12 protein-coding genes are annotated in these 12,734 nt (G+C 69.9%); 11 read left to right on the top strand and 1 reads right to left on the bottom strand.

What is annotated here, in order from left to right:
• Positions 1 to 106: 106 nt before the first annotated feature.
• Positions 107 to 658 carry a hypothetical protein gene (locus tag AC5LSR_RS03425; RefSeq protein WP_250280918.1) on the bottom strand — a complete coding sequence of 184 codons (552 nt, stop codon included), beginning with the start codon at positions 656 to 658 and terminating at the stop codon, positions 107 to 109.
• Positions 659 to 976: 318 nt separating this feature from the next.
• Between AC5LSR_RS03425 and AC5LSR_RS03430 the strand changes: the two genes are divergently transcribed.
• The 11 genes from AC5LSR_RS03430 to AC5LSR_RS03480 all read left to right on the top strand — a co-directional run.
• Entirely contained in the window at positions 977 to 3,511 is a 2,535-nt protein-coding gene (locus AC5LSR_RS03430; RefSeq protein WP_250280915.1) for a protein kinase domain-containing protein, read from the top strand.
• A gap of 638 nt (positions 3,512 to 4,149) precedes the next feature.
• Positions 4,150 to 6,984, top strand: a complete 2,835-nt coding sequence (locus tag AC5LSR_RS03435) for a sensor histidine kinase (protein WP_250280912.1) — start codon at positions 4,150 to 4,152, stop codon at positions 6,982 to 6,984.
• Complete coding sequence (locus AC5LSR_RS03440) at positions 6,984 to 7,403, top strand: roadblock/LC7 domain-containing protein (RefSeq protein ID WP_250280910.1); 420 nt, start codon at positions 6,984 to 6,986, stop codon at positions 7,401 to 7,403. Before AC5LSR_RS03435 ends, AC5LSR_RS03440 begins: the two co-directional genes overlap by 1 nt.
• A gap of 235 nt (positions 7,404 to 7,638) precedes the next feature.
• Positions 7,639 to 8,007 (top strand): DUF742 domain-containing protein, encoded by a 369-nt coding sequence (locus AC5LSR_RS03445; RefSeq protein ID WP_250280909.1) that lies wholly within the window; start codon positions 7,639 to 7,641, stop codon positions 8,005 to 8,007.
• Positions 7,988 to 8,644, top strand: a complete 657-nt coding sequence (locus AC5LSR_RS03450; protein WP_250280908.1) for a GTP-binding protein — start codon at positions 7,988 to 7,990, stop codon at positions 8,642 to 8,644. The genes AC5LSR_RS03445 and AC5LSR_RS03450 overlap by 20 nt, the downstream gene beginning before the upstream one ends.
• A 10-nt stretch (positions 8,645 to 8,654) precedes the next feature.
• Entirely contained in the window at positions 8,655 to 9,848 is a 1,194-nt protein-coding gene (locus AC5LSR_RS03455; protein WP_250280907.1) for a LuxR C-terminal-related transcriptional regulator, read from the top strand.
• A 377-nt stretch (positions 9,849 to 10,225) separates the two neighbouring features.
• Positions 10,226 to 10,615 (top strand): TcmI family type II polyketide cyclase, encoded by a 390-nt coding sequence (locus tag AC5LSR_RS03460; RefSeq protein ID WP_250280906.1) that lies wholly within the window; start codon positions 10,226 to 10,228, stop codon positions 10,613 to 10,615.
• Positions 10,593 to 10,847: a phosphopantetheine-binding protein gene (locus tag AC5LSR_RS03465; protein ID WP_250280904.1), complete on the top strand. Its 255-nt coding sequence runs from the start codon at positions 10,593 to 10,595 to the stop codon at positions 10,845 to 10,847. The genes AC5LSR_RS03460 and AC5LSR_RS03465 overlap by 23 nt, the downstream gene beginning before the upstream one ends.
• Positions 10,848 to 11,329: 482 nt before the next feature.
• Positions 11,330 to 11,674: an antibiotic biosynthesis monooxygenase family protein gene (locus AC5LSR_RS03470; protein ID WP_250280902.1), complete on the top strand. Its 345-nt coding sequence runs from the start codon at positions 11,330 to 11,332 to the stop codon at positions 11,672 to 11,674.
• A gap of 52 nt (positions 11,675 to 11,726) precedes the next feature.
• Positions 11,727 to 12,203 carry an SRPBCC family protein gene (locus tag AC5LSR_RS03475; RefSeq protein ID WP_250280901.1) on the top strand — a complete coding sequence of 159 codons (477 nt, stop codon included), beginning with the start codon at positions 11,727 to 11,729 and terminating at the stop codon, positions 12,201 to 12,203.
• Positions 12,204 to 12,340: 137 nt separating this feature from the next.
• The coding region (locus AC5LSR_RS03480; RefSeq protein WP_250280898.1) for a cupin domain-containing protein at positions 12,341 to 12,734 on the top strand (394 nt) is incomplete at its 3' end.

The following is a 12,734-nucleotide window of genomic DNA, read 5'->3' on the forward strand; positions in this document are numbered from 1 at the left end:
CCCGGCCACGGCCCGCGGCCCGGCTCCGGCCGTCCCGGCCCCGGCCCCGATTCCTTCCGGCGGGACCACATACCGCTGCGGACGCGGCCCACGCGCCCTACGCGCCCTACGCGCCGGTGAAGGCGAGCGTGACCTCCCGGGCGCCGCCGGCGTGCACCTGGACCCGCTGGCCGTAACCGGTATAGGTGAGCGTTGTCTGTCCGTCGGCGACGTTCTGTTGCTGGAACGTGTAACCGGCGGAAGGCATCGACTGCCGGTAGTACCGGATGGCGTCGTCAGCGGTCACACCACTGAGCGCGACCGTCGTCGCCGTCGCCTCGGCGCTGACCAGCCGGGGAACCGCATCCTTCGGGAACGGGAAGTGCCTGGGGACAAGCGTCCCCCGCAGCGCCCCGACACCGGTCGTCACGGCGGGGGCAGGCGGCGCGGACGCCGCCGCCGTCTGGCTCGGCAGCACCAGGTCGGTCGGCAGGCCGGCCGGCGGCGCGCCCGCGCCCGCACCAGCCCCGACATCGGTCACCGCGGTCGCCGGCACATCCGGGACGGTGGCGGGCGCGTCATCGGAGGCAGCCCCGCCGCACCCGGCGAGCAGCAGCGCCACGCCCATGGCACCGGCCACCGCTGCCCGGCGGCGCGGCAGCATTCCGGCCCGGCCCATTGACACCTCCAGTCACAGCAAGAACGGCAGTAATGACGAATGGTCACCATTGTGCGGCAGCGGCATCAGAGGTCACCGCGGTGACCACGGCGGTCGGGCCGCCGGCACCGGTTCACCGACCACTAAAGCACCACCCCACCGCCGCGCCGCCACCCGGGGACACCTGGTGGGCTTCCCGGCCGGGCCTGCTGGCCCGGCTTTCCGGCCGGCGGCCTCGGAGCACCTGACGGCCCGGCGACGCCACGGGCACCGGCCCCCGGCCCAAGTGGCATGCTGCACTGGGAGAACGCGGTACGAAAACATCACGGAGGGGGCGACGTGGCTGCCGCTCCAGAGGTGAACCGCCTGGTGGCCGGCCGGTACCGGCTCATCGAACGGCTCGGCGCCGGCGGAATGGGCACGGTCTGGCGCGCCTTCGACGAAGTGCTGCTGACCGATGCCGCGCTCAAGGAGATCGACCTCGAGGACGGCCTCGACCTGTCCGAGCGCGCCGACCGGGTCGAGCGGGCGCTGCGGGAGGCCCGGCACGCCGCGAGACTGCGCAGCCACCCGCACGTGGTGACCATCCTCGACGTCGTCGTCGAGAACGGCCTGCCATGGATCGTGATGGAGCTCGTGCCGTCCCAGTCGCTGCTCCAACTGGTCCGCGGCCATGGACCGTTACCGGTCGCCGAGGTCGCCCGCGTCGGGGTCGCGATCAGCGATGCCCTGGATGCCGCCCACGCCTTCGGCATCCTGCACCGGGACGTGAAGCCCTCGAACGTACTGATCGGCACGGACGGCCGGGTGGTGCTGACGGACTTCGGCATCGCCACCCGGGACAGCGACTCCGCCCTCACCGTCACCGGGGTGCTCGGCACGCCCTCGTACATGTCGCCGGAACGGCTCAACGGTGAGCCCGCCACCCCGGAGGCCGACCTGTTCGGCCTCGGCGCGACCCTCTATTTCGCGGTGGAGGGCAGGCCACCGTTCTACCGGGAGACCTTCGCGGCGATGGTGGCGGCGATCCTGTTCCAGCCGCCGACGCCGACCAGGCTCGCCGGCCCGCTGGTCGATGTCCTGACCAGCCTGCTTGAGAAGGACCCGCGCGTGCGCATGTCCGCGCGGCAGGCACGCCAGCTGCTGGCGGACATCGCCGCGGCACGGCCGGGCGGCACGCCGCCCACCCCGGCGCGGACCGGGACATCGACAGGGACATCGACAGGGACGCAGAACGGCGGGCACTCAAGGATCGTCCGCCGTGACGACGTCGGCACCCGCTACTCCTTCGGCACCATCCCCGACAGCGGCAGCACCGTTGTCGGCAGCGGCGGCACCGTCGTTGACGAGAGTGGCAGCGGTTCCTCCGGAGGCAGCGGTTCCTCCGGAGGCAGCGGCACCGCCGCTGTGGACGGGGCGGACCGCCCACGGCCGAAGGACGCCGGTCCCGCCGGCGCCGACGACGACCGCGCCGCTGACGCCAACGGCCCCACCGGGACCAGCGAGCCCGGCGCGCTCGCGCCGCCGTCCAACCTCACCGCCAGGGAGGACAACGGCGCGGTGCTCCTGCGGTGGACCCCGCCGCACTCGTCAGGGCCGGTCGCCTTCCGCGTCCTGCGGGTGGTCGCCGACCCGAGCGCGCCGGGCGGGCGGTTCGAGCGCAGCCTGGGCACGACCGGCTCGACCGAGCTGTCCGACGCGGGCGTGCCCCGGGGAGTGACGGTCTGGCACGAGGTGATGTCGACGGCTGGCGGCAGACGGTCGAAACCGGTCCGCACCCCACCGCTGGTGATCGTCCCGGAGGTCACCAACCTGCGCGCCCACATGGACGGCGATGGTGTGGCCCTGTCCTGGCAGCTCGACGCGGGCTACGACGACGTGCTGATCGAGCGGGCCTTCGACGAGTCCTCGCCGTTCCGGGGGGCCGCCCGCCGCCTGCGCTCCACCGGCGGACGCCATGTCGACCGCGACGTGCAGACCGGGGCGACCTACCGGTACCGGGTGCGGGTGTCCTACCCGGATCCCTTCGGCGCGCTGGCCCACACCAACGGGGTCGATGTGGTCGTGACCGTGGTCAGGCGGCCCCGGCCCGTCCTGGACCTCGAGGTGGACGACAGCGGCGGGACGACGGTCCTGCGGTGGACGACGGTGCCCGGCGCGCTGGTCCGGGTCTATGCCACCGAGGCACCGGCGGATTCGCCCGGCCCGGCGGCCGGAGCCGGACCGGGAACCAGCACGGGAGCCGGGGCCGGGGGTGAGGCCGAGGCATCCGTGCGGGAGATCCCCGGCGGTGGCCCGGCGGGCCACGAGCACGGCCCGCGGCCGGTGGCGGAGCCGGAACCGTTCGGCCCTGTTGATCACGAGCTGTCCACCGCCTCCCTGCGGGGACGGGAACGCCTGGTCGGCTCCAGCCGGCGTGGACGCCTGGTCGACACCGCGGCACCCGGCCCGACGGCCGATCCGGCAGCCGATCCGACGGTGTACACACCGATCAGCATCGCCGAGCACAGGGCGGTCGTCGGCCGTTCCATCCGGCACCAGCCGGGGCCGCACATCCGGGCGCTGCGGGCCGTGGACCACGGCAACACGATCACTCTGACGTTCCAGATGCCGCCGGGCATCACCGAGGCCCGCGTGCTGTGGCGGCACGACACCGCCCCCACCGGGCCGGACGACCCGGCCGCCCGGCGCGCGAAGGTCACCAACAGCAGCCTGGAGATCGGAGGCGGCTGGCACCTGCGGGACCCGCGGGACGGGGCCACCTACTACTTCGCCGTGTATCCCCTTGTCCGGGCGGGCGGCGAGGCGCGCGCGGTGCCCAACGGCGCCCACGTGACAGCCCGGGCCGGGACCCGGTCCACCCCGTCGGAATGATCGGCGGGGTGGCGGGCGCCTGACCGGTGCCGCCCGTCCCGGCACCATCAACGCCGGCCCACTACCGGCGGGTGACCGTGGCAGTGATTTCCCGGTTACCGGCACCGGGTAGTGGTCCGAAGGACACCTGGTTGTTGCAGTTTCCGGTCCCCAACCCGCCGGTCACGGGCGGCCGGGACAGTTTGGGGACAGATTCCGGACCATTCCCGGTACAGCTCGATGTCCACCGCCTTTCAACTCGGCCGTCTACCGAGCCACAATCCGTAAACACACACCCTCCCACGAGCAGCCTTTTCACAGCCCGCCAGCCACAACGACGAACGTCGATCATCGGGCCGTTCAATCCATCACGAATATCATCTGCGCCTATCCCGGAGCCGGCTGGCGGGCCGCCCGGACCATGGCCGGACGGTCGGCCGGTGATCGACCATTGATCCGGTTCGAGCCCCTTCCCCACGACCTCTATACCCCTGTTCCAGGCGTGCTTAATAGCCCGGGTACAGTTGTCCCGCCCAGGGGGAAAGAGCCGCGGCCACGGTCTTCACCGTGGGTCGAGGTGTAAGCCGGCACGCGGAACGCCGAACCAGAACGCTCGCCCCGACAAGGCGTCAGGACACTGCGTCGAAGGAGAGGATCGGATGCTCCAGAACTGGCCAATCCGCTCCAAGTTGGTAGCCATTCTCATCCTCCCGCTGGTGGCGTTGACCGTTTTTAGCGCCCTCCAGGTGCGCGCCGACCTTGCGAGCGTCGACGCAAGCAGCCGGGTCCGGGACCTCGCAGCCTTCTCAACCAAAGTCAACGATCTTATTGACGCCCTCCAGCAGGAACGCTATGCCTCGTCCGCGGTCGTGGGCAGCCAATTCCGCGAGAGCCTCGAGGAGATGCGGGCCAGGCGCGGCCCGACCGACGTCGCCATCACGACCTACCAACAGGATGCGACCAGGCTCCCCGGCAGCGTGACCAGGGACCTACGGCCGGCCATGGACGTCATCCAGCGTCAGCTCGACCAGGTCCCTGACCAGCGGCAGGCGATCGACCAGCGGCAGACCGACCGGGTGAAGAACGCGGAGTTCTTCAACAAAAACATCAACAATCTGCTCGACCTGATCGCCCAGGTGGGAGCCGGTACCGACAACGCCAAACTGATCAACTATGTCGGCGCCCTCACCAGCGTGTCGCGGGCGAGAGAGGCGGCCGCCCAGCAACGCGGCAGCCTCTCGGTGATCCTCTTCCACCAGACCAATGTCGCGGTCATCAAACAGGTGCAGGCGAACGCCGGTGCCGAGGATGCCTGGATCGCGCAGTTCCGTACCATCGCATCCCAGGAAGAACAGGACTTTTACGACAAAACGGTCGGGCCGGTCGCGACCAGCGTCTCCCAGACGCGCGACACCATCGTGTCCGCGACCCAGATGAACCAGCCGATCACCCTCGACGGCCAGCGCGTCCTGGAAGCCATGGCCGACAAGATCTCCAGGTTCCGCCTGGTGGAAAACCTGATCGCGGCCGACCTGACGAAGGAGAGCAATGCGATCGCCTCGCACGCGACCCGCAGCGCCTGGCTGAGCAGCCTCCTCGTCGCGCTGGTCCTGGCCGCGTCGATCGGCATCTCGCTGCTCGTCGCGAGCCCCATGATCCGTCAGCTCCGACGGCTGCGGGGGGCTGCCCTCGAGGTGGCCAACGACAGCCTGCCCAGCGTCGTGGAACGGCTGCACCGCGGCGAGCAGGTCCAGGTCGAGACCGAGGTGTTCCCCGTCCGGATCGGGACGAGGGACGAGATCGGGCAGGTGGGCGAGGCGTTCGGCACCGTCCACCAGGTCGCCGTGCGCACCGCCGTCGAGCAGGCGGCGATGCGCAAGAGCATCGGCGACACCTTCCTCAACCTCGCCCGCCGCAGCCAGGCGCTCATCCACCGTCAGCTGAAGGTCATCGACGCGCTGGAGCGCAAGGAGACCGACCCGGACGAGCTGGCCGAGCTGTTCCGGCTCGACCACCTGGCGACCCGCATGCGCCGTCACGCCGAGGACCTGATCGTGCTCTCCGGATCGAAGCCCGCCCGTGGCTGGCGGCGGCCAGTCCCGATCAAGGACGTCGTGCGTGGCGCGGTCGCCGAGGTCGAGGACTACACCCGGGTGAAGGTGCTGCCGATCGCCGGTTCCGCCATCGGCGGGCACGCCGTCGGTGACGTGATCCACATGCTCGCGGAGCTGATCGAGAACGCCACCTCCTTCTCCCCGCCGCACACCCCCGTGCACGTGTCCGGGCATCAGGTCTCCAACGGATCCGTGATCGAGGTCGAGGACCGCGGCCTGGGCATGACCGACGAGGAATACACCGAGATCAACGAGCGGCTGAGCAACCCGCCCCCGTTCGACCTGCGTACCAGCGAGCGGCTGGGCCTGTTCGTGGTCGGCCGGCTCGCCCAGCGGCACGACATCCAGGTCCGGCTGCGGCCGTCGCCGTACGGCGGCACCCTGGCCATCGTCCTGGTCCCGAGCGACCTGTTGCGCGAGATCGACGACGCCCCGCAGGAGGCACCGGCCACGGCCAGGCCCGAGCGGGTCAAGGCGCCGGCCCTGGACATACCGCTGGGCGCCTCCCTGGACGCGCCGCTGGACGCTTCCATCGACCTCGGTGACCCGGCCGCGTTCACCGATTCGCTCGCCATCGGCAAGCCGCTCTCACTGCGGGACCCGATCCCCATGGACGATCCGGACCCGCTGAGCGGCCCGATCCCCTTCGCCGGCTCCTTCGACACCAGCGAGCTGCTGTCGATGAGCGCGTCACCGATAGCGCCCACCGGCAACGGCGCCGGCGGTAGCGGTGGTGGCGGCGAGGACTGGCCGCTCATGGACGATCTGCCGGTCTTCCCCACGATCCGTTCAAGCTGGTTCGTCACCGAATCCGACCAGCTCGGCGACGGGGAGATCGACAACGGCGCCGGCGGCAGCGCCGGGAACGACCATCCACGGGAGCGTCCGCGCTCCAACCTGGCGCTCGAGCCCAACGCCTGGGCCGAGCAGCCCTCGGGCATCCCCGCCCCACCGCCGCCTGCCTCCGCCCGCTGGGACGACGCGCCCAGCGCGTCCTCCGGCTGGCCGCAGCCAGAGGACCGGTGGGCCGAGCCGCTGGACGCGCAGCGACAGCCTGCCCTGCCCAGCCGCAGGAGGAGCACCCCCCCGGCGGACCCGTTCCCAGGTGCCGGCTCCGGGTTCTCCCAGGCGTCGGCCGCGCCGGCCGCCCCGCCCGGGCAGCCCAACGAGACGGGACTGCCCAGACGGCAGCGGCGGGCCAGCCTCGCGCCTGAGCTCAGGGGGACACCCACCAACGGCCCCGTGCCGCCGTCGCTCCTCAGCGGAACGCGGTCACCGGACGAGATCCGATCCATGATGTCCTCCTTCCAGACCAACTTCGGCCGAGGTCTGCAGGAGGGACCGAACCCGAACGGTGACGACGCGAAAAGGGTGATGTAATGCGCCACATCGGCCCGGTCGAGAACATGAACTGGCTGCTGAACAACCTCACGCGGAAAGTCCCGGAGGTCACCCATGCCATCGTGTTGTCGGCGGACGGCCTCCTGCTCGCCACCTCGAACGGAATGAACCGGACAACCGCCGACCAGCTGGCCGCGGTCGCCTCGGGCTTCAACAGCCTGGCTCGTGGTGCCGGCCGTTTCTTCGGCGGCGGCAGTGTCCGCCAGACGATCGTCGAGATGGAACAGGGATTTCTTTTCGTCACGGCGGTGGGCGACGGGTCGTGTCTGGCCATTCTCAGCACGCCCGGCGCCGACATCGGTCTGATCGCCTACGAAATGGCGCTGCTGGTCATCCGTGTCGGCGAGTTCCTCACCCCCGAGCTGCGTGCCGAGATGCAGGCCGCGCTGCCTCGCTGACAGCGAGCCGGAATCCTGGCGGCGGCCCGGGTTCCGCTGCTGTGACCCGCGCGAGCTCCCGCCGGAACCCGGCCCGGACGGTCGTCGTCGGGCCGGGTTCCGGCACGGTGCCGCCGACCGCCGCCGACCGCCGCCGACCGCCGCCGGCGGATTCTTCGACCAGACGATTTTCACGGGACGAGTTCCAGCAGGACGAACTTCAGCGATTACTGTCAAGCCCTGATCAGGAGGACCGGTGGACGAGGAGTGGTACGACGACGACGCAGGTCCGGTCGTCCGTCCCTATGCCGTCACCGGCGGCCGGACGCGACCGGCGGCCAATCGCGCGCTGGAGCTGGTGGCTCTGGTGTCGACGACGGAGCACGGGCGTGCGATGGTCCGAACTCTTGATCCAGAACAACGGAACATCGTGCTGCTCTGCCAGAGCATCCAGTCGATCGCGGAAATATCCGCGCAGCTCAGCCTGCCGGTCGGGGTGGCACGTGTTCTCGTCGGCGACATGATCGATGCCGGTCTCGTACGCGTCACCCGCCCAGCCCGACCGAGCGAGCGTCCCGACGTGGCGCTGATGGAAAAGGTGCTCGATGGACTACAGACCCTCTAGACCGCACACGGTCGGCAGCCAGGTGACCAGCCCGGCACCCAGCCCGGCACCCAGCCCGGTCAAAATCATAATTGCCGGCGGATTCGGCGCCGGAAAGACGACCTTTGTCGGGACGGTCAGTGAGATCCCCCCGCTCACGACCGAAGCCGCACTGACCTCGGCGAGCCTCGGCATCGACGACACCTCCCAGGTCAGCACCAAGACCACGACGACGGTCGCCATGGATTTCGGCCGGATCACGCTGCTCGACAGCGTGATTCTCTACCTGTTCGGCACACCTGGCCAGGACCGTTTCTGGTTCATGTGGGACGAGCTGGTTCTCGGTGCCATCGGCGCCATCGTCCTGGTCGACACCCGCCGGCTCGCCGACTCGTTCCCGGCGGTCGACTACTTCGAGGAGCGGGATATTCCGTTCCTGGTGGCGGTCAACCGGTTCGAGGGCGCCCGGGAATACCGGCTCGACGAGGTCCGCAAAGCGCTCGACGTCGACCCCCGCCGGCCCATCATCTTCTGCGACGCGCGCCGGCGGGAGTCCGTCCGGCAGGCCCTGGTCGCGCTGGTCCGTCACTCCCTCGACGTGGTCACGAGCGAGGAGGCACAACGGGGCCTCCCCAGGGCCGGCAGCCGCGTGGACTAGGCCGTGCCTGATGACGATGTTCGATCTTCTCGGCATCGATGGCATCGCTCTCGCCGCCTACCGGATGTGGCTGCGCCGGAAGGACATGAGCGCCGAGGAGGTGAGCAGCGCCCTTGGATGTCCCACGGGCGCCGTCCGGCAGGCCTGCGACAGGCTCGTCGCGCTCTCACTGCTGGTGCCCTCCCGTGAGAGCCCCGACCGGCTGGTCGCCGTCCATCCCGAGATCCCTCTCGAACAGCTGTTCCGACAGCAACACGATCGGCTCATCCGCCAACAGGAGGAACTCATCCGCGCTCATATGCAGGTGAGCGTGCTGGTCGCCGACTACATGCAGGAGCAGGAGCGGCAGCCGGAGCCGGCTGTCGACGCCGTGCGGCTGAAGGGCGTGGAAGCGGTCGCGGACCAGCTGCTCGATCTCGTAGCCCGAGCCAAACGGGAGCTGCTGGTTCTGCACACCCGGCCCTGGCAGTCATCGATCATGACAGCGGAGTGCACCCAGGCGGTGCTGCAGGCCCTTGGCCGCGGGGTCGTCGTGCGCGCCATCCAGCCGCGCCCGGCCCCACAGGACGGTGCTCCCGCCGGCTGCGACGCCGTCGACGCGGATGGCCTGGAGCTGCGGGTGGCCGACGCCCCGCTGGCGGACATGGCCATGGTCGACCGCGAGACCGCCCTGCTCCTGCTGACATCCGGCCCGGGCGAGGAGCACGGCTGCGCGCTGCTGCTCCGGGAGCCGGCGCTGACAGGCCTGGCCACGATGCTGTTCGACCAGCTCTGGAAGACCGCGCGGCCCCTGGAACGGGCTGGCGAGCTCGGCCAGGCCGGGCTCCGGCACACCGGCCTCGATCACATCGCCTTCGGCCAGGCCACGTTGGGTGACGGCCCTGGCCTCTCCAGCGTTCGCGGCCAGGCCGGCCCGGCCGGCCTGGCCAGCCTGGCCGGCCTGGTCGCTCAGGGCGGCCAGCCCGACCAGGGCGGTGGCCCCTCGCAGACAAAAAAACAACAGATTGACAATTCCGCTCCAAGCGACTCCGAACGCCTCCTGCTGAGGCTGTTGAGCCTCGGAGCCAAGGACGAGGCCGCCGCCCGGCACCTCGGCGTGTCGGTACGAACGGTCCGTCGCATGATCGCCGATCTCATGCGACGGATGGGTGCCCGCAGCCGGTTCCAGGCCGGCATCCTCGCGGCGAAAAAAGACTGGTTATAGCATTTTCGCATCGACTTGGCCACACCATTGGCACCAAGTTGCCACTACACGTTCCTGCCATGCCAACTGCAAGACATGACAGTCCCAATACCTCATGCTTCCGTAGGGAGACGGGCCGGAGCGGCGGCCAGGCCCCAGCCTTCGTGAGGTGACGCCTGCGCGGCGCCCGAGCGGACGAGGCTGGGTGCTGGCCGCCCAACCGGCCCGTATACCGAAACCACCGACGACGGCGTCGGGCCACCGACTTGCGCGGACAGCCTCCGCACCATCGACGCCGACGGTGCGGCATGCTTGCCCGTCCTTTCTTCAAGTTGTCAGGGAGCAGGCGTGTCGATATTCTCCGGCCGGCTTCCGGCGGCCCGGAACAGGGCCGTCGGATGACGCACCGTACTCTCATCGTGGCCCGTATCAGCGCTGACGACGAACCCGCGGTCGCCGATATCTTCCGGGAGTCGGACGACGGGGAGCTGCCTCATCTGCTGGGTGTTGTCCGGCGGGACCTCTTCAGTTTCCACGGACTTTACTTTCATCTGATCGAGGCGGCCGACGACGTGGCGCCCGCCCTGCCCGCCGTACGCGGACACCCGCTGTTCGTCGACGTCAACACGAAACTCGCCAGACACATCACCGCATACGACCCGGACACCTGGCGCAGCCCACGCGACGCGATGGCCCGGAACTTCTATTCATGGGCCGCGGACCGGCCCGCCCGGAAACCGGGTCACCAGGACAAAGGAGAGAACCATGGCGGATCAGTGGACCGCTGACCAGCTGCTCGACTTCCTCGTGGAACGCACGGTGCTCGTCGCCGATGAGCGGCCCGGCCATCTTGGCGTCACGTTCGCCGAGGCCGGGGTGGACTCACTGGCCTACCTGCACCTGCAGACCGTCGTTCTCGACACCTTCGGCGTCGAACTGCCGGCGGAACCGCCCGAGGACCACACCTTCGCCGAAATCCTCACCGCCATCAACGGCGCTGTCAGAGCGGACGTCGCATAGACCGGCGGCCGGACCGGCGGATTCACGCCGCATCCGACAGGGATTCATCCCGTATCCGACAGGAATTCACGACCGGACAGCGAGAATCATGCGACCAGGGAGAACGCGCGGCTGCGCCGGCAGCCGTCCGCCCACGCGATGTCCGTCCCCGGCCGGGACCGGGCACGTAGCGACCGCCTGACCGACGCTCCAGGGCCGAGGACGCTCCAGGGCCGAGGAGGCACGTCCGTACAGGCGGAGCCTGCCAGTGGGAGCCCCTGCGGGCTCCGGCGGGCTCCGGCGGGCTCCGGCGCCGGGAGGCATCCGGCCGAGGGCGTTCAGGAGCCGTCGGACGGACGCAACCGGTCATTTTCAGGTCTTCATCGTCCGATGGCACGCGTGCCCGGACGACGAACCGGTCCGGACATATCGGCAACAGCGCCGCGGGCCGTGTCCCGCGCCGGCCCTGAACCTGACCGCAGACATCCGAACGGAGAAACCCGATGAGTGCTTCCGGCACCTTCCGGATTGTTCTTACGCAGCAGATCGCACCTGGTCGGGAGCGCGAGTTCGAGGAGACCTGGCTGCAGGTCGCCCCGGACGCCGCCAAGCAGCCGGAGAACCTCGGCGCCTGGCTGGTCCGCTCCACGGACGATCCCAGCACCTACTACATATTCGGTGAATGGGCCAACGAGCAGGCGTACCAGGAGTTCCAGCGCAATCCCGAGCACCTGGGGCACCGGAAGCGGCTGCACGCGCTGCGCACCAGCTTCTCCGCGGCCGCCGGGACCGTGGTGGCACACCTGCCCGGAGCCGGCGCGCGCGAGTACGCCGAGCAGGCCGGCTGAACCAGCGGCGACACCTTTCTCGACCGGAACATCGTCAATCAAACGGAGAGCCATGGCCGGGCACACGGAGAACTCGATCTGGATCGACGCCGACATCGATCTGGTCTGGACGATCACGAACAGTCTCGCGGACTGGCCGGATCTTTTCACCGAGTACGCCTCGGTGGAGATTCTCGAGCACCATGACCAGACCTTCAGATTCCGGCTGACAATGCACCCGGACGCGAACGGGAAGGTCTGGAGCTGGGTCTCGGAACGGACGTTGGACCCGGAGAAGCACCAGGTCCGGGCCCGCCGCGTCGAACCGGGCCCCTTCGAGTTCATGAACATCGAATGGACCTACGAACCGGAGGGCACCGGCACCAGGATGCGCTGGACGCAGGACTTCCACATGCGTCCGGACGCGCCGGTCGACGACGAGTGGATGACCAACAACATCAACAACAACACCCGGCGGGAGATGAGCGTCATCCGGGACAAGGTCGAGCTGGCCGCCCGCAGCGCGAAGGCCCTTCCCCAGCAGGTCTGAACCAGCCCCGGCCAGGGCTCGGCGCCCGTTGTGAATTCCGCGCGAATTCCGTGTGACAGCGCCGGGCCCGTCAGGCCCCGGCCCGGACGCCGAGCAGGCGGCTCCGGGCGGTCCACGAGACGTTCGAGGAGACAGCGATGACCCTGACGACCAACAACCTGGAAGTGGCGCCGAAGGTGCTCTCCATCCACGACGTCCCGGCCAACCGCCGCCGCGGCGGCGACATCCGCACGCTGCTGTCCCCCGCGACGGTGGGCGCCAAGTCCGGCTTCCTCGGCACGCTGACGCTGCGGCCCGGCGAGTTCGTCAGCGAACACTGGCACCCGTACTCCGAGGAGTTCCTGTACTGCGTGTCCGGGCAGGTCGTCGCGCGGCTCGACGGCGAGCACACCACGCTCCCCGCCGAGCACGGGGTGCTCATCCCGATCGGCACCCGGCACCGGATCGTCAACGACGGCGACGAGACCGCCTTCCTCGTCTTCCACCTCAGCCCGCTGGCGCCGCGGCCGGACCTCGGCCACGTCGACACCG

The sequence above is a fragment of the Protofrankia sp. CiP1_Cm_nod4 genome, assembly GCF_982290645.1.

Excerpts from the sequence above, each read along its gene's own strand:
- AC5LSR_RS03455 (WP_250280907.1), top strand. The coding sequence starts at position 8,655 with ATGACGATGTTCGATCTTCTCGGCATCGATGGCATCGCTCTCGCCGCC.
- AC5LSR_RS03435 (WP_250280912.1), top strand. The coding sequence starts at position 4,150 with ATGCTCCAGAACTGGCCAATCCGCTCCAAGTTGGTAGCCATTCTCATC.
- AC5LSR_RS03460 (WP_250280906.1), top strand. The coding sequence starts at position 10,226 with ATGACGCACCGTACTCTCATCGTGGCCCGTATCAGCGCTGACGACGAA.
- AC5LSR_RS03470 (WP_250280902.1), top strand. The coding sequence starts at position 11,330 with ATGAGTGCTTCCGGCACCTTCCGGATTGTTCTTACGCAGCAGATCGCA.
- AC5LSR_RS03465 (WP_250280904.1), top strand. The coding sequence starts at position 10,593 with ATGGCGGATCAGTGGACCGCTGACCAGCTGCTCGACTTCCTCGTGGAA.
- AC5LSR_RS03425 (WP_250280918.1), bottom strand. The coding sequence starts at position 658 with ATGGGCCGGGCCGGAATGCTGCCGCGCCGCCGGGCAGCGGTGGCCGGT.
- AC5LSR_RS03450 (WP_250280908.1), top strand. The coding sequence starts at position 7,988 with ATGGACTACAGACCCTCTAGACCGCACACGGTCGGCAGCCAGGTGACC.
- AC5LSR_RS03440 (WP_250280910.1), top strand. The coding sequence starts at position 6,984 with ATGCGCCACATCGGCCCGGTCGAGAACATGAACTGGCTGCTGAACAAC.
- AC5LSR_RS03475 (WP_250280901.1), top strand. The coding sequence starts at position 11,727 with ATGGCCGGGCACACGGAGAACTCGATCTGGATCGACGCCGACATCGAT.